Origin of the sequence: Microbacterium sp. NPDC087592 (genome assembly GCF_044743585.1) — a bacterium.
GTDB lineage: Bacteria > Actinomycetota > Actinomycetes > Actinomycetales > Microbacteriaceae > Microbacterium.
This window is the reverse complement of sequence record NZ_JBIUWT010000001.1, coordinates 1,696,886-1,722,642: the sequence shown is the minus strand read 5'-3', so window position 1 is coordinate 1,722,642 and position 25,757 is coordinate 1,696,886. Positions and strand designations below refer to the sequence as shown.

The following is a 25,757-nucleotide window of genomic DNA, read 5'->3' as shown; positions in this document are numbered from 1 at the left end:
AAGGGAGCACCATGAGCCGCAGCGCCACCGCCGCCACGCACACCATTCGCGAGATGCGCGACTTCCTCTTCGCGAACGCCACCGACTACGCCGCGGCCCGTGCGGGGTTCGCCTGGCCTGAGGTCGACGAGTTCAACTTCGCACTCGAGTGGTTCGACGTGATCGCCGGCGAGAACCCCGACCGGCCGGCCGTGCAGATCGTCGAGGCCGACCTGAGCCTGCGCACCTGGACCTACGGCGAGCTCTCGACGCGCTCCGATCAGGTCGCGGCCTGGCTCACCGGTCTCGGCATCCGCCGCGGCGACCACGTGATCGTGATGCTCAACAACACGATCGAGCTGTGGGAGGTGATGCTGGCGATCACGAAGATCGGCGCCGTGTCGATCCCGACCTCGACCCTGCTCTCCGCCTCCGATCTCGCATACCGCGTCGAACACGGTCGAGCCGGCGCGGTCGTCACCCTCGGCCCGCTCGCCGATCGGCTCGCGGACATCGCCCCCGGCATCCTCCGCATCGGCGTCGGCGACGGCATCCCGGCGGAGTGGGCGCGCTTCACCGACTCGACCGACGCGCCGACCACCTTCGAACCCGACGGGTCGACCGCCGCGACCGACACCGCGCTGCTCTACTTCACCTCGGGCACCACGAACCGGCCGAAGCTCGTGCAGCACACCCACGTCTCCTACCCGGTCGGGCACCTCTCGACCATGTGGTGGCTCGGCGTGCGCCCCGACGACGTGCACCTCAACATCTCGTCCCCCGGCTGGGCGAAGCACGCCTGGTCGAGCTTCTACTCCCCGTTCCTGGCCGAGGCGACCGTGTTCGTCTACAACTACGACCGCTTTGACGCGAACACCCTCATGCAGGTCATGGACACCCATCACGTGTCGACGTTCTGCGCGCCGCCGACCGTGTGGCGGATGTTGATCCAGGCCGACCTCGCGCGTCTCACCCACCCGCCGCGCGAACTCGTCGGAGCGGGCGAGCCACTGAACCCCGAGGTCATCGACCGCGTGCGCGAGGCCTGGGGCGGCACGATCCGCGACGGGTTCGGACAGACCGAGATGACGGCCTGCATCGGCAACTCCCCCGGCCAGCCCGTCAAGGTCGGGTCGATGGGACGCCCGCTGCCCGGCTACCCGGTCGTGCTGCTCGACCCGGTCACCGGAGACGTCGTCGAGAGCGAGGGGGAGATCGCGCTCGACCTGTCGCAGCCGCCGCTCGGACTCATGGCCGGGTACTACGACGACCCCGCGAAGACGGCCGAGTCCCGGGCGGGCGGCTTCCACCACACCGGCGACATCGCGGTGCGCGACGACGACGGCTACCTCACGTACATCGGTCGCTCGGACGACGTGTTCAAGGCCTCCGACTACAAGATCTCCCCGTTCGAACTCGAGTCGGTGCTGCTCGAGCACGACCTGGTGATCGAGGCGGCCGTGATCCCGAGCCCCGACCCCACGCGTCTGGCCGTGCCGAAGGCGTACGTCTGCCTGACCCCGGATGCCACCGACGGCGCGGAAGACGCGGCTCGCGCGATCTTCGCCTACGCGCACGACCGCCTGTCGTCGCATCTGTGGGTGCGGATCATCGAGTTCGTCCCCGAGCTGCCGAAGACGATCTCCGGCAAGATCCGCCGCGTCGAGCTGCGTGCGCGGGAAGCGGCACGGGCCGGATCCGGCGACGAGACCGGACAGCACCGCGACCGCGACTACCGCTGAGCGCTCAGGACACGACCGGGATCGAGGCCGTCGCCGCGGACTTCGTCGCGAGCGACGGCTTCGACACGACTGCCGGGGTGGTCGGGGAGACCGCCCGGGGCAGTGCATCGGCCGCCGCCTCGTTCGTCCGCCCGGCTCCGGCCGCACTCATGATGGCCCGCACGACCCCGCCGATGACGAGCATGCCCACGAGCGAGGCGCACGCCAATATCAACGGCAGCCACTGCTGCGCGAACGACGCGGTGAAGCTCATCAGCGCGCCCACGATCCATACGCCGACCGCACCCCCGACGAGCCCTCCAGAGCTCCGGATGACCGCGACCGCAGCGACGATCGCACAGGCACCGGCGATGGCCGCACCCACGTACCCGATCGGCACCATCACCTCGGCCAAATCGTTGGCCACTCTCATTGTCGTCATGACGACCCCCCGGTCCAGCGGAAACTCCGCTACCTCGACACTAGAAGTGTGTCGCGGAAAGGCCATCCGTCTCAAGTCCCATCCGCATCATCCTGCAGACGGAGATCTCGCGGCGCCGAATCGGACGGGACGAGAGTTCAGCGGCGGCTCGGCCACCGCAGACGACGGGGGCGGACGACGCGCAACGGCTGGGTGACGACGGCATCCACGACCATCGAGCCGTCGGTCGGTCCGACGATCGCGATCGCCGAGGTCTCGGTGGCCTCGGCCGGCGCGACCGGAAGCCGTCCGAGCTCGCGGTGTGCCCGCACGTAGGCCGGGACCAGCAGCACGATCGCGCCCACCCAGGCGAGTGGGTTGCTCAGCGCGACGCCGTCGAACCCGATCCACGCGCCCAGCACGATGGCCGCCCCCACGCGCATCACCAGCTCGATCACCCCGGTCACGGTGGGCACGAGAGTGTGGCCGAGTCCCTGCAGTGCGCCGCGCAGCACGAACAGCATGCCCAGCGCCCAGTAGCCGCAGCCGTTGATGATGAGCATCCGGTGGGCCATGTCGACGACGTCGTCCGACCCCGCACCGATGAACAGTCGCACCATCGGCGCGCCGAACGCGATCAGCAGGCCACCGAGCACCACACCGGCGGCGACCGCCATCCAGGTCGCCTCGACGACTCCGCGACGGATGCGGTCGGGGCGGCGGCCGCCGTGGTTCTGCGCGGCGTACATCGAGACCGCGAGGCCCAGCGACGACAGCAGCGCGACCGCGAGGCTGTCGACCCGGGAACCGGTCGTGTAGGCGGCGACGGCGTCGGCCCCGAGGGTGTTCAGCGCGACCTGCACCGTGAGTGTGCCGATCGCGATGATCGACGCCTGGAAGCCCATGGGCAGGCCGAGGCGCAGGTGCTCGGCGATGTCGCCTGCGGTGATCCGCCAGTCGGCACGACGCAGGTGCAGCATCGGCAGGCGTCGGCGGACGAACTCGAGGCACAGTGCCACCGAGACGGCCTGCGCGACCACGGTCGCGAGCGCGGCGCCGCCGACACCCCACTCGAGGGGACCGACCATCAGCACGACGAGCCCGACGTTCAGCACGCACGAGACGGTGAGGAACACCAGCGGCGTCTTGGAGTCGCCGATTGCGCGGATGATCGCGGAGAGGTAGTTGAAGAACATCGTCGCGCCGGCACCGAGGAAGCTGATCTGCGTGAAGATCGTGGCTTCGGCCATCAGCTCCGGAGGCGTCTGCAGCAGGGTGAGGATCGGGCCGGCGAGGAGGGGGGCTGCGACCGTCAGGATCACGCTCGTGATGGCACTGAGGAACACACCCGTGGCCACCGAGCGGCGCACGGCCGCATCGTCCCGCGCACCGAAGGCCTGCGCGATGGGGATCGCGAATCCGCTCGTCAGACCCCAGGCGAAACCGAGCAGCAGGAACAGCAGGCTGCCGGTCGCGCCCACCGCCGCGAGGGAGGTGACGCCGAGGTGCCGTCCGACGACGATCGCGTCGGCGAACTGGTACAGCTGCTGCACCACGTTGCCGAGGAGCAGCGGGATGGAGAAAGCGAGGATGACGCGCCACGGGCGGCCCGTGGTGAGGGAGGTGGCCATGAAGGAGCGGCTCGCAGAACTGGGGGACGGATCGGGGCTCGAACAAGCCTATCGAATCGATTCGGCGCAGCGGTATCCCCGATCTCGATTCTGTCGGTCGGGGAGGCGAAAGGTACCGTCGGACCCAAACCGTCGACGTAGACCGGAGGACGAGAGTGACGAAGCAGCACCCGGGGGGAACCGGAAGCACGCCCGATGTCGATGCCGATGGGGAGGAGCAGCACCTACGGCGAGCGCTGAGCAACCGCCACATCCAGCTGCTCGCGATCGGTGGAGCGATCGGAACCGGCCTGTTCATGGGCAGCGGCAAGACGATCTCGGTGGCAGGACCATCGGTGATCTTCGTCTACATGATCATCGGCTTCATGCTGTTCTTCGTCATGCGGGCGATGGGCGAACTGCTGCTGTCGAACCTCAAGTACAAGTCGTTCAGCGACTTCGCGAGCGATCTGCTCGGGCCGTGGGCGGGATTCTTCACCGGGTGGACCTACTGGTTCTGCTGGGTGGTCACCGGCGTCGCCGACGTGATCGCGATCGCGGGCTACACGGATGCGCTCATCCCCGGCATCCCGTTGTGGATCCCCGGCGTCCTCGTGATCGTGATCCTGCTCGCCCTGAACCTGCCGACCGTCGCCGCGTTCGGCGAGATGGAGTTCTGGTTCGCGCTGATCAAGATCGTCGCGATCGTCGCCCTCATCGTCACCGGCCTGGTGATGATCTTCACCGGCTTCCAGCACGACGCGGGGACCGCCAGCTTCTCGAACCTGTGGGATCACGGCGGCATGTTCCCGCACGGCTTCATGGGCTTCGTCGCGGGATTCCAGATCGCGGTGTTCGCGTTCGTCGGCGTCGAGCTGGTCGGCACCGCGGCCGCCGAGACCAAGGACCCGAAGCGCAATCTGCCGAAGGCGATCAACGCGATCCCGATCCGCATCCTGCTGTTCTACGTGGGCGCACTCATCGTGCTGATGGCGGTGACCCCGTGGACCGAGTACGTCGCCGGCGAGAGTCCGTTCATCGCGATGTTCGCCCTCGCCGGACTCGGCATCGCGGCGACGGTCGTGAACCTGGTCGTGCTGACCTCGGCGATGTCGAGCGCCAACTCCGGCATCTACTCGACCTCGCGCATGGTGTTCGGCCTCGCGCAGGACGGGGATGCCCCGCGGATCTTCGGCCGACTCTCGCGCCGCCGCGTGCCGCAGAACGCCCTGTTCCTCTCGTGCATCCTGCTGCTCTCCGGCGTCGTGCTGCTCTACGCGGGCAAGGACATCGGCACGGCCTTCGACATGGTGACCACGGTCTCGGCGCTGTGCTTCATGTTCGTGTGGACGATCTTCCTGTGCAGCTACCTCGTGTACCGGCGCACCCGCAAGGACAAGGTCGCCGCGTCGACGTTCCGGATGCCGGGCGGGGTGTTCATGGTCTACGTGGTGCTCGCGTTCTTCGTGTTCGTCCTGTGGGCGCTGACGACTCAGCCCGACACGCTGACCGCGCTGCTGGTCACGCCGATCTGGTTCGTGCTGCTGTTCGTGGCGTGGCTGTTCGTGCGGAAGTCGCCGAACCATCTCGCACGGCACGCGGCGCACATCGCGCACCTGCGCGACGACTCGGTCGAGGCGGACACGGACTGAGCTCCGGCTGCCTCGAGCGAGGTCAGGCCGCGACGGTCGCGGCGGGCTTCGCGACGAACAGGCGCTTGCGCAGGGCGAGGAACAGCAGCACCATCCCGGCACTGAGGAGGATGTGCCCGAGGCCCGCGATGCCGGCGATCATCGCGGAGGACTCCTGGCCGAGCACCGTGAGCGAGCCGTGCCAGACCATCATGGCCGACGTCAGCACGACGCCGGCGTTGTACAGCCAGAAGAACCAGCCGAACAGGCGGCTCTCGGAGAGCGCGAACGCCTTCTCCAGCAGCAGGACGATCAGCAGCACGACGAAGCCCAACACGAGCAGGTGCGTGTGCACGAGCCCCAGCTGCGTGGCTCCCCCCTCGGGGAAGTCGTTGATCTTGGTGAACTCCCGGTAGAAGAGTCCGGAGGCGACGCCCACGATCATGTAGGCGAACGCGGCGTAGAAGAGGCGGCGCATCGGGTTCCTTTCGGTCTGATTCCAGCCTCGGCGCAGTGGCCTCGGCAGGGATCCATCGAACGGTTGAGATGCGCGGCGCTCGACGTGACCACCAGGCGCGCAGAGGGCCGACACTGCTATCAGCGCCGGCCCTCAGAGCAAACGATTCCCTTACTTGAATCGGTCATCCTGCTGACTGCGAGAGCCAACCAGCCGCCGGAGGGCGGCACCGACAAACCACAGCAGCGCTGCGACGATCACCACAGATCCGAGAAGGGTGGGGATGGAGAATCCGACGACCATCTGCTCAGCTCCTACGAGTGAATTTGGAACGACCCGCCCCTGTAGCTGAAAGTGGCGCCCGCAGTAACATGACACATTCTATTCCCCCAGGCAGATCTCCGCCGGTGCTCGATAGCACCACGATGTGGGATCTCCGCCCGCTGCGGCGGTCCTAGGACTGAGGACGACGGCTCAGAGGAGCCCGGTGTCGCGGGCGATCGCGATGGCGCGGGCGCGACTGTCGGCGCCGAGCTTCTCGAACACGTGCACGAGGTGGGTCTTCACGGTGGCCTCGGTCACGAACAGGGTCTTCGCGATTTCGCGGTTCGATGCGCCCGTGTCGAGCAGCCGGAGCACGTCGAGCTCCCGGTCGGTCAGGCGCACCCGCGGGGCGCGCATGACCTGCACGACGCGCGCGCTGAGCTCGGGCGTGAGCACGAGTCCTCCGGAAGCGGCCTGGCGGATCGCCCGCACGATGTCGTCCGGAGCGACGTCCTTGAGCAGGTAGCCCGCCGCTCCCGCCTCGATCGCCCCGAGGATCTCGGCGTCGCGGTCGAACGTCGTCAGGATCAGCACGGCCGGAGCCGGGTCCTGGGCACGAAGCGCGGCGGTCGTCTGCACGCCGTCCATGCCCTCGCCGAGCCGCAGATCGCAGAGCACGACATCAGGATGCAGGTGCCGCGCGAGCACCACGGCCTCTTCGCCCGACGCCGCCTCGCCGATCACCTCGACGTCGTCGCGGCGGTCGAACAGCGAGCGCACCCCGGCCCGGACGATGGGGTGATCGTCGACGAGCAGCACGCGTACCGCGGTCATCCTTCGCCCCCGTTCCGTCGCGCCTGCACCGTGCCGCCGAGCGGGACGTGCGCAGAAAGCGCGGTGCCGTCGCCCGGGGCGCTCTCCACATCGAGCCCTCCGCCGAGTTCCCGCAGCCGTGCCCGCATCGAGCGCAGTCCGTAGCCGCCACCCTGGCCGCCGACGCCGCCCTGCGCGTCCCAGTGCCTCGCGTCGAACCCGATCCCGTCGTCGACGATGTCGAGCCGCACCGCATCGCCGGCATCGGCCAGGGTCACCACGACGCGCGACGCGGATGCGTGGGAGCGGACGTTCGCGAGGGCCGACTGCGCCGTCCGCAGCAGGGCGACCTCGGCGTCGATGCCGAGCGCCGGCAGGTCGTCGTCGGCGTGCAGGGTCGCCTCGATCCCGGTCTCGTCGATCAGGCGCTCCAGCATCCGGGCGAGCGCGTCGCCGAGGGCCGTGGATTCGAGTTCGGCCGGCATCAGCGCGTTCACGATGCGTCGCGCATCGGCCAGCCCTTCGACGGAGAGCGCGTCGATCTGCTCGAGCGCGCGGTTACTCTGCGCGGGATCGCCGGACTCCAGCGCCGAGCGCGCCAGCATCCCGATCGACGACACGCTCTGCGCGATCGTGTCGTGGATGTCGCGAGACACCCGGGTGCGCTCCTCGCTCGCGCCGGACTCGCGCTGGGTGCGGGCGAGCTCGTCCTGGAGCGCCGACATCTCCTCCTGGGTCGCGACGAGCGAGGCGATCAGTCGACGGCGCTCCCGTCCGTCGCGGACGAGCTCGAGGTACCCGCGCGAGATCCCCAGCGCGAAGACGCCGCCCACGAGGGGCCCGATCACGTTCGCGTAGGTCGTGGTGCCGGTGTGGAGCAGCGGGGCGGTCACCACGACCGCGAGGATCGCCGCGCTCAGCAGCAGTGCCCACCGCAGTCGCATCACGAATCCGGCCAGCAGCCACAGCGGGAAGGCGAGCCACACGAACTCGGGCGAGACGACGACCGCTCCGAGCCAGATGAGCGTCAGCCCGAGCAGCCACCAGGTCGCCAGACGACGATCCGAGGTGCGCTCGCTGAGCAGCAGCCCGCCGCCGTACCAGCCGAGGAACACGAGCGAGAGGGCGAGGACCCACGGCAGCGGAACCCCATCGACCGCGGCACGCCAGGCGCCGATCACGAGCAGCACGACCGTGATGACGGCCTGGCCGATGCGGATGGATCCGACCAGGCTCGCCCACGTGCGCGGGGTGCGGAATCCGTCCGCCCGCTCGTCCCGGGCGGTGCGCTCAGCCCGCGTCGGGAGAGGTGGCGACTGCGGCATCCTCGTATTCTCCCCCGTGCGGTCGATCTGCACCCCGATCGGCGCGGGATCCGCCCCTCCCGACCTTCCCCGGCCACCACATCCGCTCCCCGACGATCGCGAACAGCGCGGGGACCACCAGGGTGCGCACGACGAAGGTGTCGACGAGCACCCCGATCCCGACGATGAGTCCGATCTGTCCGAGCGTGACCAGGGGCAGCAGCCCGAGCGCGGCGAACACGGCCGCGAGCACGACGCCGGCGCTGGTGATCACGCCGCCCGTCGCCGTGAGCGCACGCACCATCCCCTGCCGCGTGCCGACCGTCTGCGCCTCGACGCGCGCCCGATGGACCAGGAAGATCGTGTAGTCGATGCCGAGCGCCACCAGGAACAGGAACGACAGCAGCGGGACCTGCAGGTCGAGCGCGTCCCATCCGAACACGACCCGGCTCAGCCAGGTGCCTGCGCCGATCGCCGCGACCGCGCTGAGGATGTTCACCGCGAGCAGCAGCACGGGCGCCACCAGGGAACGCAACAGCACGATGAGCACGAGCAGACTGACCGCGAGCACGAGCGGGACGATCAACAGCAGGTCGCGTTGATTGCCCTCGCGGGCGTCGAGATCCGCCGCGACCGGTCCACCCACCACGGCGTCGGCATCCGGCACCGTGACCGCGGCCTCGCGCACGGCGCTCACCAGATCGAGGCTCTCGGGGGTTCCCGGAGCCGGTTCACCGACGACGAGCAGCCGCGTGAGGGCTCCGTCGGCGCTCTCCCCCGTCGCGGACACCCGGAGCACACCCGGCACGTCTTCGACGGCCTCGGTCAGCGCCTCGGTCTCAGCCGTGTCACCGATCACGATCATCGGCTGCGCCTCGCCCGCGGGGAAGTGCTCGCCGAGCACGGTGAGCCCTGCCGCCGACTCGGACTCGACGCGGAACTTCTCGACCTGCGTGAGACCGACGGACACGCCGGCGAGGCCTCCGGCGAGGACGCCGAGCAGCGCGAGCCCACCGACCAGCGGCACCCAGGGGCGCCGGGAGACGCGTTCGGCGACGGCGCCCCACACTCGACCGGTCGCGGCGCCACCGCCCACGCGCGGGGCGAACGGCCAGAAGAGGCGGCGGCCGCACACGGCGAGAGCCGGCGGAAGCACCAGCAGCACCGCGGCGAGCGCGATCAGCAGGCCCACCGCCGAAGCGATCCCGAGTCCGCGGGTGCCGGGAATCACCGCGAGGGCGAGCGTCGAGAGAGCGAGCACCACGGTGACGTTCGAGGCGACGATCGCGGGCACGGTCGCACGCCAGGCGGCGACCAGTGCGCGCCGGTGGTCGGTGTCGAGCGCGAGCTCTTCGCGGTAGCGCGAGATGAGGAGCAGGGCATAGTTCGTCCCGGCGCCGAAGACGAGGACGCTCACGATCCCGGAGTCGAACTGCAACCCGAGTCCGGCTCCGATCGCCGCCGTCGCCTTGTTCGCCAGCTGGTCGGCGAGCGCGACCACCACGAGCGGGATGATCCACAGCACGGGCGAGCGGTAGGTGACGATGAGCAGCAGTGCGACGATCCCCAGCGTCACCATCAGCAGCGTGAAGTCGGCGCCGTCGAACGCGGACGCGACGTCCACCCCGAACGCGGGGCCACCCGTGACCTGCACCGTCACACCGTCGATCGGATGCTGCGCCACCGCGTCGCGCAGGTCGTGCACGGCATCCGCGGCGGCATCGTTCTCGTTCTCGTCCAGTGTCAGCGTCGCCTGGACGACCGCGGCCTCCCCGTCGTCGCTGACGATCGGACCGTGCGGATCGTGCCCGGTCTCTGCTCCGACGTCGGCCGCGAGGGAGTCGAGTGCCGCGAGGTCTGCGTCGCCGAGCTGTCCGCCGTCGTCTCGAGCCGCGACCAGCAGCACGGTGTGCTCGTCCGCGTCGGGGAACTGCTCGGCGAGGGCCGCCGCTCGAGCGGAGTCCGAGTCCGGAGGGGCGACGTCGCTGCCGGCGGGCAGAGACGCGCGACCAAGGGCACCGAGGAGGGCGGTGAACGCCACCACCGCGATCAGCAGGGAGATCCACCCGCCGCGTCGAGAGGTGAGCCACAGCGGAAGGGAGCGGAGGGTGCGGAGCATGGATCCAGTCCAGCCGCCGCCGTGTCGAGGAGGATCGGGCAGGAGGGTGAGACGCGTCTCCATCGTTCGATGGATGCTCCGTACCGCCGCGGGAGGTTCCCGCGAACGGGGTTCCCGCAGGACCTCCCCCATCGCGGCCTCCGGGCGTAGCGTCGGATCGACGGCCGCGGATCCCATCCGCGGCGAAGACGAAAGGACAGCTCATGCACACTCGCACTCTCGGACAGGGCCTCCAGGTCTCGGCGGTCGGACTCGGCTGCATGGGGATGTCGCAGAGCTATGGCCCGAACCCCGGCAGCCGCGACGACATGATCGCGGTGCTCCGGTCGGCGGTCGACCACGGCGTGGACTTCTTCGACACGGCCGAGGTGTACGGACCGTATGTGAACGAGGAGCTCGTCGGCGAGGCGCTCGAGCCGATCCGCGACAGGGTCGTCATCGCGACCAAGTTCGGGTGGGACATCCAGGAGGGGAAGAGCATCGGGCTGAACAGCCGACCCGACCAGATACGCCGGGTGGCCGAGGCATCGCTGCGGAGTCTGCGCACCGATGTGATCGACCTCTTCTACCAGCACCGCGTCGACCCCGACGTGCCGATCGAAGACGTGGCCGGCACCGTGGGCGAACTGATCGCCGAGGGCAAGGTGCGCCACTTCGGACTCTCGGAGGCTTCGGCCGACACCATCCGCCGCGCCCATGCCGTGCATCCGGTGACCGCGCTGCAGAGCGAGTACTCGCTGTGGACGCGCGAGCCCGAGGCCGAGATCCTTCCGGTGCTGGCCGAGCTCGGCATCGGTTTCGTGCCGTTCAGCCCGCTCGGCAAGGGGTTCCTGACCGGCACGGTCGACGCCGCTGCGGACTTCGCGGCCGGCGACATCCGCGCCACGATCCCGCGCTTCACGGCCGAGAACCGGGCGGCGAACCAGGCGCTCGTGGCGCACGTCGCCGAGCTGGCCGCGGCGAAGGAGGCCACGCCGGGCCAGATCGCTCTCGCCTGGCTGCTCGCCCAGCAGCCGTGGATCGTGCCCATCCCCGGCACCCGGCGCACCGCGCGCATCGCCGAGAACGCGGGCAGCACCGCCACCGCGCTCTCCGCCGACGAGGTCGCCGACCTGTCGACCCTGGCCGCGCGCATCGGTGTGGCCGGCGACCGCTACAACCCGCAGCAGATGGCGTTCGTCGACCGTTGAGCCGCCGACGGCCTCGGTATCGTGAGGCGGGTGACCTCCGCCCGCAGCTACCCCGCGACCATCGCGGCCACGGTCGAGCACGAGACGGTCATCCGCAAGTCGCGCTTCCTCACCCACGTCGAGCCCGTTTCGTCGGTCGAGCGGGCCGAAGCGGTGATCGCCGGCATCCGCAAGCGGGCCTGGGACGCGAACCACAACTGCACCGCGATGATCACCGGGCTGCTCGGTGATCAGGCGCGGTCGTCGGATGACGGAGAGCCCTCGGGCACCGCAGGCATCCCGATGCTGGAGGTGCTGCGGCGCCGCGAGCTGACCGACGTGGTCGCGGTCGTGACCCGGTACTTCGGCGGCGTGAAGCTCGGGGCGGGCGGGCTCGTACGGGCATACTCCTCGGCGGTGTCCGAGACGCTCGACCTGGCGACCCTGGTGCGGCGTGCGGCACTCAGGCAGGTGACGCTCGAGGTGCCGCACTCGGATGCCGGGCGCTACGACAACCTGCTGCGCGAGTGGGCGGTGCATCACGGTGCGACGCTCGGCGAACCGACCTACACGGCGACCGCCATGCTCGAGCTGTGGGCGCCCGAGGCGGAGCTTCCGAGGCTCACCGATGACCTGGCCGCAGCATCCGCGGGTTCGGTCATCCCCGTGCTGGGCGTCGAGCGCATCGTCGACGTCCCCGACTGAACCATCGAGGCCGGCGGGATCGGCGAAACCACAAGGATCGGCGGATATCCTGGATGCCGCGGTCGCGGAGGGAGAGCGATGTTCGACAGTCCGCTCTCGGCTTCGGCCTACGAGATCCTCGAGGTCGACCCCGGCGTCGACGACGTCGAGCTGCGCCGCGCCTACCGTCTGCGCCTGCGTCAGACCCACCCCGACACCGGTGGTGACGCGGCGATCTTCATCCAGGTGCAGCGCGCCTGGGAGCTGATCGGCACCGCCGAGGGTCGCGCCGCCTACGACCGCCGGACCGGTGTGACCCACGAGGCGGGCTCCGAGTGGAGCGGGTGGCGTCCGCCGCCGACCCGCACCGACACCCGGCCGCGGGCCCGGTCGTACGGCCACCCCGGCGGCTGGCGCCGCGAGCGCTACCTCGACCTCATCCGCGAATGGGCCGGCCGTGGCGTCGAGGTCCCCGATCCCTACGACCCCGCACTCGTGCGCTCGGCGCCGCGTGACCTGCGCCGGCTCCTCGCCGATGCGCTCGCGGAAGAGGCGACCGCGCGCACGGTGTCCGACCTGGGCATGGGCTTCACGGTGTGGCACGACGTCGCCGCGGGAGCCACCGCCGACGACAAGCTCGACCACGTGGTGCTCGGCCCGTCGGGACTGTACGGCGTGATGTCGGAGGACTTCGGCGGGGTGGTCGGCTTCCGCCGCGGCGAGATCACCGGTCCGAGCCTCGGCACCCGCGCGCCCGTGACCGCCGCGCTCGGGCGGATGCGCACGGTCGCCAAGGCCGCCCGTGTGAAGTTCGGCGGTGCGATCATCGTGCTCCCCGACGACGACCTCTCCCAGGCAGTCACCCCGCTCGGAACGACCCGCGGCGTCCCGGTCGTTGTGGTGCGACGCAGCGCGCTCGCGATGGTGCTGCGTCAGGGCGTTCCACAGGCGCGGGCCATCGGCGGCAACGAGCTGTTCGACGTGCGCACCCGACTGCAGCAGACCGTCCGCTTCGTCTGACTCGGAGGCCGGCGGGGGTTACGGTGTCGTTGTGCCCGCACACGAACCGATACTCGAACACCCCGCCCCCGAAGCACCGGCCGGAAAGCTGATCCTCCTGCGCCACGGCGAGACCGAATGGTCGCGGACCGGGAGGCACACGGGACTCACCGACATCCCCCTCACCGCGCGCGGAGAGGATCTGGCCCGTCGCGCCGGTGGGCTCGTCGCGGACTACGACTTCTCCCTCGTGCTGACGTCTCCGCTCGTCCGTGCGCAGCGCACCGCGGAACTCGCGGGCCTGCACGCCGAGATCGACCCGCTCCTCGTCGAGTGGGACTACGGCGGATACGAGGGTCGCACCACGAAGGACATCCGTGCGGAGCTCGGCTACGGCTGGAGCACGTTCACCCACGGAGTGATCCCCGGACGCACCCCCGGCGAGACCGTGGAAGAGGTCGCCGCGCGAGCGTCGCGCGTGCTCACGCGGGTGCTCCCGGCCATGTCGCAGGGGGATGTCGCACTGGTGGCCCACGGCCACTTCCTGCGCATCCTGACGGCGGTGTACCTGCGACTCGCTCCGCGCTTCGGCGCCCAGATCAGCTTGGATGCCGGATCGGTGTCGGTGCTCGGCTTCGCGCGCGAGCAGCCCGCCATCCTGTCGTGGAACTACGGCCCGGAGCTGCCTTCGGCACCCGCCGAATCCTGACGCGACGGCATCCGCCGGGGGGTATGCGTCCGCCGCGCCGAGGAGTAGCGTGCCCGCATGGCGATCTCGACGGAGACGATGCAGTGGCTGCTCGACGGGGACCCCGCGCTGCGCTGGCAGGTGGAGCGCGACCTGCTGCGGGTGCCCGAGCAGGTGTGGCAGGCGACGCGCGCCCGGGTGGCGACCGAGGGCTTCGGCGCCGCGCTCCTCGCCCGGCAGGACGCCGACGGCCAGTGGGCCGGCGGCGCATACTTCCCCGCAGGTTTCTTCGGCAGCGCGGAGGCCGAGGAACCGGGGCAGCCGTGGACGGCCACGACCTGGTCGCTGAACACTCTGCGCGAGTGGGGCGTGGATGCCGCCGTGCTCGGCGACACCGCGGAGCGCCTGGCGCAGAACAGCCGGTGGGAGTACGACGACCTGCCCTATTGGGGCGGCGAGGTCGACGTGTGCATCAACGCCTACACGCTGGCGAACGGCGCCTGGCTGGGGGCGGATGTCGCCGCCCTCGCCCGCTGGTTCCCCGCCCACCGCCTGGAGGACGGCGGGTGGAACTGCGAGGCCGAGGAGGGCGACTCGGTGCGGTCGTCCTTCCACTCCACGCTCAACGCCCTGCGCGGGATGCTCGCCTACGAGAGGCTCACCGGCGACACGTCGCTGCGCGAGGCGCGGCACTCAGGCGAGGAGTACCTGCTGCGGCGCCGACTGCTTTACCGCGAGTCGACCGGAGAGCAGGTCGGCCCGTTCGTGGGGCGCTTCGTGTATCCGAGTCGCCATCGGTACAGCGCGCTGACGGCCCTGGACCACTTCCGCGAAGCGTCGCTCGTCGAGGGCCGCGCTCCCGACGACCGGATCTCGGATGCCGTCGAGCTGGTTCGTGCCGCGCGACAGGCGGACGGCACGTGGACGCAGACCACTCCGCTCGCCGGTCGCACCTGGTTCCCCGTCGATGTCGGCGAGGGCCACCCGTCCCGCTGGCTCACGCTGATCGGCACCCGCGTGCTCGACTGGGCCGGACGCGCCTGAGCCGAGAGTCCACCGCCTCGGCGCAGCATCCCGATATGCGTTCTTTTGAGTTATTCAAATAACGGGGTACACTCGAGGCATGGAGACAGAACTCGACTCGGCGCTTCGCGTTGCCGGGCTTCGGGCGACCGCGGGCCGCGTCGCCGTTCTCGAGGCTCTCGACTCCATGGCCCATACGGATGCGGAGCGGGTCTACCGTGCCGTGTCCGAAGTGCTGCCGACCACGTCGATCCAGTCGGTGCACAACATCCTCGCGGACCTGACGACGGCGGGCCTCATCCGCCGGATCGAACCGGCGGGTTCCGCGGCGCTCTATGAGCGGCGCATCGACGACAACCACCACCACGTCGTCTGCACCTCCTGCGGTGCGGTCGGCGATGTGGACTGCGTCGTCGGCGAAGCGCCGTGTCTCACCCCGTCCTCGACGGGTGGATTCACCGTCCAGACCGCCGAGGTCACCTTCTGGGGCCTCTGCCCCAGCTGCCAGAACGCCGCGCAATAGCCGACCGACGAACACCCATCCACGGATGGGGGTATTCGTCGCGCCTGCGCGGAGAAGGAGAGAACCATGACGAAACCTGCCGATTCGTACCGTCCTGCCACCACCACGCAGGCCGGAGCCCCGATCGTGAGCGACGAGCATTCGCTGACGGTCGGCCCTGACGGCCCCACGGTCCTGCACGATCACTACCTGGTCGAGAAGATCGCGGCGTTCAACCGCGAGCGCGTGCCGGAGCGCAACCCGCACGCGAAGGGCGGCGGCGCCTTCGGTGAGTTCGTCGTCACCGAAGACGTGTCGAAGTACACCCGCGCTGCGGTGTTCCAGCCGGGCGCGAAGACCGAGGCGCTCATCCGCTTCTCGACGGTCGCCGGCGAGCAGGGCTCGCCCGACACCTGGCGCGACGTGCGCGGGTTCTCGCTGCGTCTGTACACGGAAGAGGGCAACCTCGACATCGTCGGCAACAACACCCCGACGTTCTTCCTGCGCGACGCGATCAAGTTCCCGGACTTCATCCACTCCCAGAAGCGCCTCGGCGACTCGGGTCTGCGCGACCCCGACATGCAGTGGGACTTCTGGACGCTCTCTCCCGAGACCGCGCACCAGGTCACCTACCTCATGGGCGACCGCGGCCTCCCGCGCAGCTGGCGGCACATGAACGGTTACGGCTCGCACACCTTCTCGTGGGTGAACGAAGCCGGTGAGCTCTTCTGGATGCGCTACCACTTCGTCTCGAACCAGGGCGTCGAGGCGATGGGCGCCGAGGAGGCGCAGCAGCTCGCCGGATCCGACGCCGACTTCTACCGTCGCGACCTGTTCGACTCGATCGCCCGCGGCGACCACCCCTCCTGGGATCTGTACGTGCAGATCATGCCGTACGGCGAGGCGAAGGACTACCGGTTCAACCCGTTCGACCTCACCAAGACCATCTCGCTCAAGGACTACCCGCGCATCAAGGTCGGAACGCTGACCCTGAACCGGAATCCGGAGAACTTCTTCACGCAGATCGAGCAGGCCGGCTTCTCGCCCAGCAACCTGGTGCCCGGCACCGGGCTCTCGCCGGACAAGATGCTGTTGGGCCGCATCTTCGCGTACCCCGATGCCCAGCGTCACCGCATCGGTCCGAACTACAACCAGCTGCCCGTGAACCAGCCGCACGCGGCCGAGGCGCGCAACTACCAGCACGAAGGTTCGATGCGGTACCAGCACAACGACGCCGCACACCGCACCTACCACCCGAACTCGTTCGGCGCGGCCGGGGGCCCCGAGGCGGATCCGACCGTGGCGCTCGAAGCGAACTGGGAGGCCGACGGCCAGCTCGTGCGCTCGGCGGCCACGCTGCACGCCGAGGACGACGACTTCGGCCAGGCGGGCACGCTCTACCGTGAGGTCTTCGACGGCGAGCAGCGGGCGCGGTTCCTCGAGACCCTCACCGGTCAGGGCCGCTCCATCACCATCGACGACATCCGCGAGCGGTTCTTCCAGTACTGGACGAACGTGGATGCCGAGCTCGGCGCAGCCCTGCGGGATCGGGTCTGATCCGCGCCATCCGCTGAGACCCCCGTCTTCGCGCCGAGACCCCCTCCTGCCCACGTCGGCAGGAGGGGGTCTCGGCGTTACGGCGGGGTCTCGGGGTTGGAGGCGGGGTCTCGCCGCAGGGCCGTGGGAGCAGCGCCGCTGACGCGGAACAGGGCCAAGATGGAAGGGTGGCCACCCCCCTCTCCGATCTGACCAGCATGCCCGACCCGCAGCACGTGTATGCCGCCGACGGCACACGCCTGGCGACGTACACCTGGGGCGATCCGGATGCTCCGGTCGTCGTGATCGTGCACGGATTCGCGTCGAGCGCCCGCGACAACTGGGTCCTGACCGGCTGGGTGCGCGAGCTCGACCGCGCCGGCTACCGGGTGCTCGCGCTCGATCAGCGGGGGCATGGGCGCAGCGAGAAGCCGCACGATCCGGAGGGGTACCGCATCCGGACGCTGGTGACCGATGTCGAGACCGTGATGGACACATACCTCGTGGACGACGCGTTCTACGTCGGCTACTCGCTCGGAGCCCGCGTGGGCTGGGAAGTGGTGCGCGAGCTGCCCCACCGCATCGGCCGGGCGGTGCTCGGCGGGGTGCCGGACGGCATCCCCCTGGCCCGCCTCGACCTGGACCAGGTGCGGGCGTACATCGCCGACGGCACCCCGGTCGCAGACGCCACGACGCAGAACTACATCGCGCTGACGGAGCGGGTACCCGGCAACGACCTGCAGGCGCTGGTCGCGCTCGCGGAAGGGATGCGGTCGTCGGGCATGATCGACCCCGATCCATCGGATGCGCCGACGCGCCCGATCCTGTTCGCCACGGGTTCGAAGGATGCCATCATCGAGGGTTCACGGGCACTGGCGTCCGCGGCCCCCGACGGTCGCTTCTTCGAGATCCCGAACCGGAACCATTTCAACGCTCCGGGATCGCGGGACTTCAAAGAGGCGGCGCTGGCGTTCCTCGCCGAGGCGTAGCCGCCCGCCCGCTCGCCCACTCGCTCGCCCATTGCGAAGGAGTTCTCACGGAATGAAGGAGCGGATGCCGCATCCGGTCCTTCATTCCGTGATTTCTCCTTCGTTCCGTGCGAGCGAGGTGAGGGGCGCGGGCCCCCGGCCTAGACGGCGGAGCTCTCCGCGCGCTGGGGCAGCACCCATCCCGCGCGCGGGAAATGGCAGGTGTAGCCGTTGGGGTACTTGATCAGGTAGTCCTGGTGCTCTTCCTCGGCCTCCCAGAACGGACCCTCGGGCTCGATCGTGGTGACGGCCTTGCCCGGCCACAGGCCCGAGGCGTCGACGTCGGCGATCGTGTCGCGTGCGACCGTCTCCTGCTCGGGAGAGAGCGGGAAGATCGCCGAGCGGTAGCTCGAGCCGATGTCGTTGCCCTGACGGTCCTTCGTGGACGGGTCGTGGATCTGGAAGAAGAACGCGAGGATGTCGCGGTACGTCGTCTTGGTCGGGTCGAAAACGATCTCCACGGCCTCGGCGTGGCCGGGGTGGTTGCGGTAGGTCGCGTGGTCGTTCGAGCCGCCGGTGTAGCCGACGCGAGTGCTGAGCACGCCGGGCTGGCGGCGGATCAGGTCTTCCATGCCCCAGAAACAGCCGCCGGCGAGGACGGCCGTCTCGGTCCCGGGCGTGCGGGTGATGGTTCCGGTATCGGTCATGACTGCTCCTCAGAGGGGTCGGTGGTGGGGGTGTTCGGCGTCTTCGCGAAGAGGGGACTGTAGCGACCGTACCCCTCCTCCTCCAGCCTGTCAGCCGGGACGAAGCGGAGGGCCGCCGAGTTCATGCAGTAGCGGAGCCCGCCCTCATCGCGCGGGCCGTCGTCGAAGACGTGGCCGAGGTGGCTGTCGGCGTTCGCGGAGCGCGCTTCGGTGCGCTTCATGAACAACGAGCGGTCGGTGCGCGTGGTGACGGCATCCGCCTCGATGGGCTTCGTGAAGCTGGGCCATCCGGTTCCGCTGTCGAACTTGTCGGTCGACGAGAACAGCGGCTCGCCCGAGACGACGTCGACGTAGATGCCGTCGTCGTGGTTGTTCCAGTACGCGTTGCGGAACGGCGGTTCGGTCGCGTCCTGCTGCGTCACCTCGTACTGCAGGTGCGTGAGGCCGCTGACGGCCTCGGGGGTCTTGCCGTAGTCGTTCGACATGATCTGACTCCTTAGTCCGACGTCGCTGGCTGCGGCGTCATAGGGAAGAACCGTGGACTGCGCCTTTTTGGTCCCTCGGGGCTGGGAGCGCGCTGTGAGTTTCTGCGAACTCGATAGAGTTGCCTCCGCACTGCACACCGCCCGAGGGGAACCGCCCATGTCCGTAGGACTGCTCGCCGTCGTCGACGACATCCTGAGCGCCGCGATGAAGGCCTCGGCCAAGGCAGCGGGTGTCGTGATCGACGACGCCGCGGTCACCCCGCAGTACGTGCAGGGCATCACGCCCGCGCGCGAGCTGCCCGTCGTCGGCAAGATCGCGCTCGGTTCGCTCGCGAACAAGTTCCTCATCATCATCCCGGCGGCACTGCTGCTCACCGCATTCGCGCCGTGGGTGCTGCCGTATCTGCTGATCCTGGGCGGCGCTTACCTGTGCTTCGAGGGCGCCGAGAAGGTGCTCGAGTGGTTCGGCGTGCAGCACGGCCATGCCGACGAGGGCGCTCGCGACGAGAAGAAGCTGGTCCTGGGCGCGGTGCGCACCGACCTGATCCTCTCGACCGAGATCATGCTCATCTCGCTGGCGAGCCTGGAGAAGGGGCTCGACATCTGGGCGACGCTCGCCATCCTCGCCGTGATCGCGCTCCTGATGACGGGCGTCGTGTACGGGGCCGTGGCGCTGCTGGTGAAGATCGACGACATCGGGCTGAAGATGGCGAAGAACCCGGTGCGACGCGTGCGGCACACCGGCACCAGGATCGTGCGTTCCATGCCCGCGGTGTTCCGCTTCATCAGCATCCTGGGCACGGTCGCGATGCTCTGGGTCGGTGGACACCTCGTGCTCGTGAACCTGGGCGAGGTCGGCTGGCACTTCCCGGTCGACGTGCTGCACGGCGTGGAGCACGCGCTCCACAACCTCGGCCCGGTCGTCGTCTGGGTCGTCGACACGATCATCTCCGCGATCGCCGGTCTCATCCTGGGGCTGCTCATCGTCGGGATCGTGCTGGGCATCGCGAAGCTGTTCGGCAAGACGCCGAACTTCCACGAGGGCGAGGAATCCCCCGCCGACGTGCACGTCTGAGTCCGACATCACCGTCTCGCGCCTTCCGCCGCCGCTATCCGCCGCGCGGGGGATGCGGCCTGCCGTCCACTTCGGTTTGATCGGAGCATGAGCACTGATCACGCCGACACTGATCGCGCGACACAGTTGCGTCGGACCCTGCGCCTGATCTCCGCCATCGCCATCGTGGGCATCGGTGCGGCCGTGGTCTGGTTCGTCTTCGCCGCCATCGCCGGATCAGGTGCTCAACTCACCGCCGCCAGCGCGACCGCTGCGGGGCTGGGCGCAGCCTGGTCAGCGGGATTCGCCGTCATCACCTCTCGCCTGCGTGAGGGAACTCGGGCTCACGCCGCGATGTCGTAGCGCGCTCTGCCCCCGAGCCTCGGCCTGCGGTGCGGATCGACGTTCGGCGGCGGGACGAGCCACACCCGCGCGGCGAACCCGCGTCCCTCGATCCTGATCTCCCAGTCGTTGTCGTGGATGCGGTGGTGACAGCTCTCGCAGAGCAGCACTCCGTTGTCGAGATCGGTCGGACCGGCATCCCGTTGCCACCAGCGCAGATGATGCGCCTTCGTCATCTGCGGAGGCAGCCCGCACATCACGCAGCCGCCGTCGCGCTCCACGAGCGCCAGCCGCTGGGCTCGGGTGAACAGGCGCTTCTCACGCCCCCAGTCGAGGATCTCACCGCCACCGCCGAGGACGACGGGGATGATTCCCCCGCCGGCCGCCATCCGACGACATGCGGAGATGCTGACCGGCTCATCGACGCCGTCGACCCTCGCGAATCCGGTGCCGGCGGTCAGGTCGTCGAGACCGACGCGCACCACGACGGTCGCGCCGGACAACGGAAGCCCCCCGTTGTCGCATCCGCTCGCGTGCGCGCAGATCTCGGCGAGCGCATCGGCCTGAAGCATCGCGACGGTGCGTCGATCGGCATCCGGCGCCTCGGGATCGAGCACGTGCGCTCGCGCCTGGAACGTCGCGGTGACGTACGCCTGGATCGCCGCCTTGACCGGAGCACCGGAGGCGACATCGGTCTGCAGCGTCAGGTGCAGCGAGCCCTCGCGCTCGAACATCGTCAGAGAACGCCGCGACCGCGCCTCGTCTTCGCGCGGGGCCACACCGTCGGGGTCCAGCCAGGCCTCTGCGTGCACGACCAGCTTGCGCACGTCGTCGAGTGACAGCCCCGCCGCCCGCTCGACCAGGAGACGCTCGGCGTCGGTGGTGCGCTCCAGATCGGCTTTCAGCCGCGCCCGATCGAGCAGCGTCACGATCAACGCCGCCGCTGCCGCGCTGAGGGTGCCGGCACCGATCGCCTGCTGCACCTCGGGATACCGCGGCGGCAGCGCCTCGCCGATGAGGTTCGCCCGCGGCGCCGTCGCCTCGCCCACCTTGACCAACCGCGCCGCATCGCCGGTGGATCCGCCCGTCGTCGCGGCGATCATGGTGGCCGGGCTGCGGAAGCCCTGTTCCTTCGCCAGGCTCGCCGCCCCCAGCTCGGGCCGGGACTCCCGCGCGATGCTCGCCGCGAGCTCGGCGTGGATGCCATCGAGTCGGCGCTGCACCAGTCCCATCGCCCGGTGGGCCTCGAGCAGTTGCACCCGAGACAGTTCCGCGGCGTTTTCCGCATCGGCCCACACCTCTTCGAGGCACTCCACGGCCTCGATCAAGGGGGTCAGATGGGGGTTTGCCATGCTTCGAGTTTAGAACATATCTTCGATATATAGGAGGGGCTGTGGATAAGTCGACGGGCTCGCATATCGCCGCGTCGACACCGTGTGCGCTCCCCGTGCGCTCGAACGCGCGGCATCCTGCTAGCGTCGGCGATGCGCACCCAAAGTGCGGCAGCAGGATGCGCACCCGAGCGCAGCAGAAGAGAGACCACCCGCCGATGACAGACGTCCGAATCAGGGATGCGGAGACCGCAGACCTCGAGACGATCACCGCGATCCACAACCATGCGGTGCTGCACACGACCTCGATCTGGAACGAGGATGCGGTCGACCTCGCCGACCGCATCGCCTGGCTCGCCGATCGCACCTCGCACGGCTATCCGGTGATCGTCGCGGTCGACGACACCGGCGTGCTGGGCTATGCGTCGTACGCGCAGTGGCGTCCACACAGCGGCTACCGGCACACGGTCGAGCACTCCGTCTACGTCCTCGGCGGTCAACACGGCCGCGGTATCGGCACCGCGCTGATGGCCGCACTCGTCGAGCGCGCCCGCGCCGCGGGGATGCACGTCATGATCGCCGGCATCGAGAGCGGGAACGGCGCCTCCATCGCCCTGCACGAGCGCCTCGGCTTCACCGAGGTCGGGCGGATGCCGCAGGTCGGGGCCAAGTTCGGGCGCTGGCTCGACCTGAGCATGCTCCAGCTCGTGCTCGACGACCGCGCCGAACCCGGCGCCGCATCCTGACCATGGACCTGCTGCAGTGGTTCGTCGACGGCTTCAACTCGAGCTGGACGCTGCCCGGCGGGCAGACCCTCCTCGTCCGTGAGGTCGTCGGCAACGCGTTCGGCCTGGCGAGCGCGCTCGGCGGCATGCGCCGGAAGATCTGGGCGTGGCCGGTCGGCATCATCGGCAACCTGCTGCTGCTCACCGTCTTCCTCGGATCCGCCCTCAGCCCCGATCCCTCGCTGCCGCATCTGCTCGGTCAGGCCGGCCGGCAGATCATGTTCATCGCCGTCGCGATCTACGGATGGATTCGTTGGCGCAACGCCGAGGGTGGACAGATCGTGCCGAAGTGGGCGCCGACCGGGGCCCGCATCGGCCTGGTGATCGTGATGGTCGTCGGCACCGTCGCGCTGACCCCGCTGTTCCGCGCGCTGGGCTCGTGGGAGCCGGTGTGGGCGGACGCCTGGACCTTCGTCGGATCCCTGCTCGCCACCTACGGCATGGCCAAGGGGTGGACCGAGTTCTGGCTCATCTGGATCGCGGTCGACGTGGTCGGCGTGCCCCTGCTGTTCAGCTCCGGCTACTACGCGACCGGGTTCATGTACGTCTTCTACGGCATCTTCACCGCGGTCGGATTCGTCATCTGGTGGCGGGCGCAGCGGAGCGCCGCGCAGCCGGTCGTGATCCTGCCGCCGGACCCCAATCCGAGGCGCCCCGAGGACGACGAGCTCGCCTGAGCGCGCCGCAGCCGGATCCGCCGTCGGCCGAGCTCAGTGCCGCACGCGCGCGAGGAACTCCGCGGTCGCGGCCTGCTGCGGCGCATCGAACACCTGCGACGGCGGCCCCTGCTCGACGACAACGCCGTGCTCGAGGAACACGATGCGGTCGGCGACCTCGCGGGCGAACGACATCTCGTGCGTCGCCATCACGATGGTCGCACCCTGCTGCTTGAGCTGGCGCACCAGGTCGAGCACCTCGCCGACCAGCTGCGGGTCGAGCGCACTGGTGATCTCGTCGAGCAGCAGCACCTCGGGCTGCGTGAGGATCGCGCGCACGATCGCGACGCGCTGCTGCTGCCCGCCCGAGAGCCGGTCGGGGTATTCGTCGGCCTTGGCACCGAGCCCGAGCGTCTCGAGCAGCTCGCGCGCCTTGGCCCGCGCCTCGGTCTTGCGCATGCCGTGCACGCGGACGGCCGCGAGCGTGACGTTGTCGAGCACGGTCAGGTGCGGGAACAGGTTGAAGTGCTGGAACACGACGCCGATCCGGGCGCGCACGGCGTCGGCATCCACCCGCGGATCGGTGATGTCCTCACCCGACAGGAAGATCTGGCCGTCGTCGACGCCCTCGATGAGGTTCATCGTCTTCAGCAACGTCGACTTGCCCGAGCCGGAGGCGCCGATCAGCACGACCACCTCGTGCGTGCCGACCGCGAGGTCGATGCCGCGCAGCACGTCATGGTCACCGAAGCGCTTGCGCACTCCCCTGGCCTCGATCACCGGAACGCTCATACGACCCCTCCGGCCTGCTCGCGCTTGTTCATCCGCGCGGTGACGACGTCGGTCAGGCGGATCATCGGCCAGCTGAGGATGATGAACATGAGCCCGGCGACGATGTACGGCGTGTAGTTGTAGGTGTCGGCGACCATCAGCTGCGCGGCGCGGACGGCATCGACCACGCCGAGCACCGAGATCAGGCCGACGTCTTTCTGCATCGACACGAAGTCGTTCATGAGCGCGGGCACGACCTTGCGCACACCCTGCGGGATCACGACGATCCGGAGCGTCTGACCGTGGGTGAGCCCGAGCGACCGGGCGGCGATGCGCTGGGAGGGATGCACGGCCTCCATGCCGGCGCGGAGCACCTCGGCGACATACGCGGAGTACGTGAGGACGAGGGCGATCGTGCCCCAGAACATCGCGGGCATGCGCGGGAAGATCATCAGCGCGGGGATGCCGAAGCCGATCAGATACAGCACGATCAGCAGGGGGATGCCGCGGAAGAAGTCGGTGTAGGCCGCCGCGAGCGCGCGCAGCGGGAAGAACACCGGACCGCGCAGCGAGCGCATGGTGGCCAGGGTGGTTCCGAAGATCGCGACGCAGACCGCGGCGATCACCAGCACCAGGAGATTGACGAGCAGCCCCTGGAAGATCGGGCCGATGCTGTCGAGCGCGACCTGCGGGTCGAAGAAGGTCTGGCTGACGACCGCCCACCCGGGGGTGTTGACGACGACGACCACCAGCACCGCCGCGACGACGAGGCTGCTGATCAGCGCGATCAGGACGGACCGGGTGGTCGCCCGGCGCCGCAGGACGCGGCGCGACAGCTCGAGCTCGCTCGGCTGCCACGCCGCGTCGACGGGCTGTGAGGTCATTTGAAGACGGGGACGTCGACCGCGTCGCTGAGCCACTTCTGCTGCAGCTCGTCGAGCGTTCCGTCTTCACGCAGGGCGTCGACCGCGTCGGTCACGTCCGAGGTGAGCGCCGAGCCCTTGGGCAGCACGATGCCGAACTCGTCGCCGCCGTCGGCCCCGGCGAACTGTCCGGTGACCACGCCGTCGTCGAGCTGTGCGCCGACGACGTAGAACGCACCGGGCAGGTCAGTGATCATGGCGTCGATCTGGCCACCCTTGAGGGCGAGCACGACGTCGTCGACCGAGTTGAACACGCTGAGGTTCGCCTCACCGAGCTGGGCCTTGGCGACCGTGTAGCTGGTGGTGCCGCTGGCGACGCCGACCTTGGTGGTCTTGAGCTCGTCGATGGTCGTGGCCGATGCCGCGGGCGAGTCGCCGACCGCGACCACGGCCTGCGTGGTCGTGTAGTACGGCGACGAGAAGTCGACGGCCTTCTTGCGGTCATCCGTGATGGAGAACTGCTGCAGGTTGATGTCCCAGTCCTTCGGGCCCGGCGCGATGGCGCCGTCGAAGGTCGTGCGCACCCAGACGATGTCGTCGGCCTTGTAGCCGAGCTGCTCGGCGACCGCGTTCGCGACCGCACCCTCGAAGCCTTCACCGTTGGAGGGGTCGTCGTCGACGAACCACGGCTCGTAGTTGGGCTCGCCGGTCGCGATCGTGAGCTTGCCCTCGGTCACGGTCTGCAGGCCCGAATCGTCACCGCTGCCGGATCCGGTCTCGGCAGCGGGAGCGCTGCAGGCGGCGAGGGTGATGGCGAGGGCGGCGGCGGCAGCAGCGGCTGCCGCGCGGCGGAGGGAGGGAGCGAAGGGCACGAT

Annotated in this window: 26 protein-coding genes; 14 read left to right on the top strand and 12 right to left on the bottom strand. The window is 69.5% G+C overall.

Translation table 11 applies throughout. The annotated features are described in order from the left end of the window. Positions 1–11 precede the first annotated feature (11 nt). Complete coding sequence (locus tag ACIOTO_RS08160) at positions 12–1,721, top strand: AMP-binding protein (RefSeq protein WP_400857374.1); 1,710 nt, start codon at positions 12–14, stop codon at positions 1,719–1,721. Between the two features lie 4 nt (positions 1,722–1,725). Here the strand turns inward: ACIOTO_RS08160 and ACIOTO_RS08155 are convergent, their stop codons facing one another. After that, positions 1,726–2,127 carry a hypothetical protein gene (locus tag ACIOTO_RS08155; RefSeq protein ID WP_400857373.1) on the bottom strand — a complete coding sequence of 134 codons (402 nt, stop codon included), beginning with the start codon at positions 2,125–2,127 and terminating at the stop codon, positions 1,726–1,728. Positions 2,128–2,279: 152 nt separating this feature from the next. After that, positions 2,280–3,752, bottom strand: coding sequence for an MATE family efflux transporter (locus ACIOTO_RS08150; RefSeq protein WP_400857372.1), 1,473 nt, complete (start codon positions 3,750–3,752; stop codon positions 2,280–2,282). A 155-nt stretch (positions 3,753–3,907) separates the two neighbouring features. Here ACIOTO_RS08150 and cycA point away from each other — a divergent pair, with 155 nt between their 5' ends. Next, positions 3,908–5,383 (top strand): D-serine/D-alanine/glycine transporter, encoded by a 1,476-nt coding sequence (gene cycA, locus ACIOTO_RS08145; protein WP_400857371.1) that lies wholly within the window; start codon positions 3,908–3,910, stop codon positions 5,381–5,383. 22 nt (positions 5,384–5,405) lie between these two features. Here the strand turns inward: cycA and ACIOTO_RS08140 are convergent, their stop codons facing one another. The 4 genes from ACIOTO_RS08140 to ACIOTO_RS08125 form a co-directional block, all read right to left on the bottom strand. Next, a complete protein-coding gene (locus ACIOTO_RS08140) occupies positions 5,406–5,840 on the bottom strand; it encodes a DUF2871 domain-containing protein (RefSeq protein ID WP_400857370.1) in 435 nt (144 codons plus the stop codon). Positions 5,841–6,293: 453 nt separating this feature from the next. Further along, entirely contained in the window at positions 6,294–6,917 is a 624-nt protein-coding gene (locus ACIOTO_RS08135) for a response regulator (protein ID WP_400857369.1), read from the bottom strand. Continuing rightward, positions 6,914–8,221, bottom strand: coding sequence for a histidine kinase (locus ACIOTO_RS08130; RefSeq protein WP_400857367.1), 1,308 nt, complete (start codon positions 8,219–8,221; stop codon positions 6,914–6,916). The genes ACIOTO_RS08135 and ACIOTO_RS08130 overlap by 4 nt, the downstream gene beginning before the upstream one ends. Continuing rightward, a complete protein-coding gene (locus ACIOTO_RS08125; protein ID WP_400857365.1) occupies positions 8,187–10,319 on the bottom strand; it encodes an MMPL family transporter in 2,133 nt (710 codons plus the stop codon). Before ACIOTO_RS08125 ends, ACIOTO_RS08130 begins: the two co-directional genes overlap by 35 nt. A 203-nt stretch (positions 10,320–10,522) precedes the next feature. On the opposite strand from ACIOTO_RS08125, the gene ACIOTO_RS08120 reads away from it, so the two are divergent. The 8 genes from ACIOTO_RS08120 to ACIOTO_RS08085 all read left to right on the top strand — a co-directional run bounded on the left by ACIOTO_RS08120 (position 10,523) and on the right by ACIOTO_RS08085 (position 17,909). Beyond that, a complete protein-coding gene (locus ACIOTO_RS08120) occupies positions 10,523–11,509 on the top strand; it encodes an aldo/keto reductase (protein ID WP_400857364.1) in 987 nt (328 codons plus the stop codon). A 30-nt stretch (positions 11,510–11,539) separates the two neighbouring features. Beyond that, positions 11,540–12,193: an IMPACT family protein gene (locus tag ACIOTO_RS08115; protein ID WP_400857362.1), complete on the top strand. Its 654-nt coding sequence runs from the start codon at positions 11,540–11,542 to the stop codon at positions 12,191–12,193. A gap of 78 nt (positions 12,194–12,271) precedes the next feature. Then, complete coding sequence (locus tag ACIOTO_RS08110; RefSeq protein WP_029264336.1) at positions 12,272–13,192, top strand: J domain-containing protein; 921 nt, start codon at positions 12,272–12,274, stop codon at positions 13,190–13,192. 31 nt (positions 13,193–13,223) lie between these two features. Continuing rightward, positions 13,224–13,880 (top strand): histidine phosphatase family protein, encoded by a 657-nt coding sequence (locus ACIOTO_RS08105; protein WP_400857361.1) that lies wholly within the window; start codon positions 13,224–13,226, stop codon positions 13,878–13,880. A 57-nt stretch (positions 13,881–13,937) separates the two neighbouring features. Next, on the top strand, positions 13,938–14,903 hold the full coding sequence (locus ACIOTO_RS08100) for a squalene cyclase (RefSeq protein ID WP_400857360.1): 966 nt from the start codon (positions 13,938–13,940) through the stop codon (positions 14,901–14,903). Positions 14,904–14,982: 79 nt separating this feature from the next. Next, entirely contained in the window at positions 14,983–15,405 is a 423-nt protein-coding gene (locus ACIOTO_RS08095; protein WP_029264333.1) for a Fur family transcriptional regulator, read from the top strand. A 66-nt stretch (positions 15,406–15,471) separates the two neighbouring features. Continuing rightward, positions 15,472–16,941 carry a catalase gene (locus ACIOTO_RS08090; protein WP_400857359.1) on the top strand — a complete coding sequence of 490 codons (1,470 nt, stop codon included), beginning with the start codon at positions 15,472–15,474 and terminating at the stop codon, positions 16,939–16,941. A 167-nt stretch (positions 16,942–17,108) separates the two neighbouring features. Further along, a complete protein-coding gene (locus ACIOTO_RS08085) occupies positions 17,109–17,909 on the top strand; it encodes an alpha/beta fold hydrolase (protein ID WP_400857358.1) in 801 nt (266 codons plus the stop codon). Between the two features lie 140 nt (positions 17,910–18,049). Here ACIOTO_RS08085 and msrA read toward each other — a convergent pair whose 3' ends face one another. Next, the gene (msrA, locus tag ACIOTO_RS08080; RefSeq protein WP_105712095.1) at positions 18,050–18,595 is read right to left on the bottom strand and encodes a peptide-methionine (S)-S-oxide reductase MsrA; all 546 of its coding nucleotides are present in this window, start codon (positions 18,593–18,595) and stop codon (positions 18,050–18,052) included. Then, complete coding sequence (gene msrB / locus ACIOTO_RS08075; RefSeq protein ID WP_400857357.1) at positions 18,592–19,080, bottom strand: peptide-methionine (R)-S-oxide reductase MsrB; 489 nt, start codon at positions 19,078–19,080, stop codon at positions 18,592–18,594. The genes msrA and msrB overlap by 4 nt, the downstream gene beginning before the upstream one ends. A gap of 157 nt (positions 19,081–19,237) precedes the next feature. Here msrB and ACIOTO_RS08070 point away from each other — a divergent pair, with 157 nt between their 5' ends. Both ACIOTO_RS08070 and ACIOTO_RS08065 read left to right on the top strand, forming a co-directional pair. Next, the gene (locus tag ACIOTO_RS08070; RefSeq protein WP_400857356.1) at positions 19,238–20,155 is read left to right on the top strand and encodes a DUF808 domain-containing protein; all 918 of its coding nucleotides are present in this window, start codon (positions 19,238–19,240) and stop codon (positions 20,153–20,155) included. A gap of 87 nt (positions 20,156–20,242) precedes the next feature. Further along, positions 20,243–20,497 carry a hypothetical protein gene (locus ACIOTO_RS08065; RefSeq protein ID WP_400857355.1) on the top strand — a complete coding sequence of 85 codons (255 nt, stop codon included), beginning with the start codon at positions 20,243–20,245 and terminating at the stop codon, positions 20,495–20,497. On the opposite strand, the gene ACIOTO_RS08060 is transcribed toward ACIOTO_RS08065, so the two are convergent. After that, a complete protein-coding gene (locus ACIOTO_RS08060) occupies positions 20,479–21,828 on the bottom strand; it encodes a DUF222 domain-containing protein (RefSeq protein ID WP_400857354.1) in 1,350 nt (449 codons plus the stop codon). The two genes, ACIOTO_RS08065 and ACIOTO_RS08060, sit on opposite strands and share 19 nt — an antisense overlap. Positions 21,829–22,025: 197 nt before the next feature. Between ACIOTO_RS08060 and ACIOTO_RS08055 the strand changes: the two genes are divergently transcribed. Both ACIOTO_RS08055 and pnuC read left to right on the top strand, forming a co-directional pair. Further along, positions 22,026–22,553 (top strand): GNAT family N-acetyltransferase, encoded by a 528-nt coding sequence (locus ACIOTO_RS08055; RefSeq protein ID WP_400857353.1) that lies wholly within the window; start codon positions 22,026–22,028, stop codon positions 22,551–22,553. A 2-nt stretch (positions 22,554–22,555) separates the two neighbouring features. After that, complete coding sequence (gene pnuC / locus ACIOTO_RS08050; protein WP_400857352.1) at positions 22,556–23,269, top strand: nicotinamide riboside transporter PnuC; 714 nt, start codon at positions 22,556–22,558, stop codon at positions 23,267–23,269. A 33-nt stretch (positions 23,270–23,302) separates the two neighbouring features. Here pnuC and ACIOTO_RS08045 read toward each other — a convergent pair whose 3' ends face one another. Genes ACIOTO_RS08045 through ACIOTO_RS08035 form a run of 3 tightly spaced genes read right to left on the bottom strand, consistent with a single transcriptional unit; the run spans position 23,303 to position 25,754 of the window. Then, on the bottom strand, positions 23,303–24,040 hold the full coding sequence (locus ACIOTO_RS08045; protein ID WP_029264323.1) for an amino acid ABC transporter ATP-binding protein: 738 nt from the start codon (positions 24,038–24,040) through the stop codon (positions 23,303–23,305). Then, positions 24,037–24,903, bottom strand: a complete 867-nt coding sequence (locus ACIOTO_RS08040; protein WP_400857351.1) for an amino acid ABC transporter permease — start codon at positions 24,901–24,903, stop codon at positions 24,037–24,039. The genes ACIOTO_RS08045 and ACIOTO_RS08040 overlap by 4 nt, the downstream gene beginning before the upstream one ends. Next, positions 24,900–25,754, bottom strand: coding sequence for an ABC transporter substrate-binding protein (locus ACIOTO_RS08035; RefSeq protein WP_400857350.1), 855 nt, complete (start codon positions 25,752–25,754; stop codon positions 24,900–24,902). Before ACIOTO_RS08035 ends, ACIOTO_RS08040 begins: the two co-directional genes overlap by 4 nt. Positions 25,755–25,757 lie beyond the last annotated feature (3 nt).

Coding starts and splice junctions, on each gene's coding strand:
- ACIOTO_RS08160 (WP_400857374.1), top strand. CDS start 12: ATGAGCCGCAGCGCCACCGCCGCCACGCACACCATTCGCGAGATGCGC.
- ACIOTO_RS08150 (WP_400857372.1), bottom strand. CDS start 3,752: ATGGCCACCTCCCTCACCACGGGCCGCCCGTGGCGCGTCATCCTCGCT.
- ACIOTO_RS08140 (WP_400857370.1), bottom strand. CDS start 5,840: ATGCGCCGCCTCTTCTACGCCGCGTTCGCCTACATGATCGTGGGCGTC.
- ACIOTO_RS08135 (WP_400857369.1), bottom strand. CDS start 6,917: ATGACCGCGGTACGCGTGCTGCTCGTCGACGATCACCCCATCGTCCGG.
- ACIOTO_RS08130 (WP_400857367.1), bottom strand. CDS start 8,221: ATGCCGCAGTCGCCACCTCTCCCGACGCGGGCTGAGCGCACCGCCCGG.
- ACIOTO_RS08125 (WP_400857365.1), bottom strand. CDS start 10,319: ATGCTCCGCACCCTCCGCTCCCTTCCGCTGTGGCTCACCTCTCGACGC.
- ACIOTO_RS08120 (WP_400857364.1), top strand. CDS start 10,523: ATGCACACTCGCACTCTCGGACAGGGCCTCCAGGTCTCGGCGGTCGGA.
- ACIOTO_RS08110 (WP_029264336.1), top strand. CDS start 12,272: ATGTTCGACAGTCCGCTCTCGGCTTCGGCCTACGAGATCCTCGAGGTC.
- ACIOTO_RS08100 (WP_400857360.1), top strand. CDS start 13,938: ATGGCGATCTCGACGGAGACGATGCAGTGGCTGCTCGACGGGGACCCC.
- ACIOTO_RS08095 (WP_029264333.1), top strand. CDS start 14,983: ATGGAGACAGAACTCGACTCGGCGCTTCGCGTTGCCGGGCTTCGGGCG.
- ACIOTO_RS08090 (WP_400857359.1), top strand. CDS start 15,472: ATGACGAAACCTGCCGATTCGTACCGTCCTGCCACCACCACGCAGGCC.
- msrA (WP_105712095.1), bottom strand. CDS start 18,595: ATGACCGATACCGGAACCATCACCCGCACGCCCGGGACCGAGACGGCC.
- msrB (WP_400857357.1), bottom strand. CDS start 19,080: ATGTCGAACGACTACGGCAAGACCCCCGAGGCCGTCAGCGGCCTCACG.
- ACIOTO_RS08070 (WP_400857356.1), top strand. CDS start 19,238: ATGTCCGTAGGACTGCTCGCCGTCGTCGACGACATCCTGAGCGCCGCG.
- ACIOTO_RS08065 (WP_400857355.1), top strand. CDS start 20,243: ATGAGCACTGATCACGCCGACACTGATCGCGCGACACAGTTGCGTCGG.
- ACIOTO_RS08060 (WP_400857354.1), bottom strand. CDS start 21,828: ATGGCAAACCCCCATCTGACCCCCTTGATCGAGGCCGTGGAGTGCCTC.
- ACIOTO_RS08055 (WP_400857353.1), top strand. CDS start 22,026: ATGACAGACGTCCGAATCAGGGATGCGGAGACCGCAGACCTCGAGACG.
- pnuC (WP_400857352.1), top strand. CDS start 22,556: ATGGACCTGCTGCAGTGGTTCGTCGACGGCTTCAACTCGAGCTGGACG.
- ACIOTO_RS08045 (WP_029264323.1), bottom strand. CDS start 24,040: ATGAGCGTTCCGGTGATCGAGGCCAGGGGAGTGCGCAAGCGCTTCGGT.
- ACIOTO_RS08040 (WP_400857351.1), bottom strand. CDS start 24,903: ATGACCTCACAGCCCGTCGACGCGGCGTGGCAGCCGAGCGAGCTCGAG.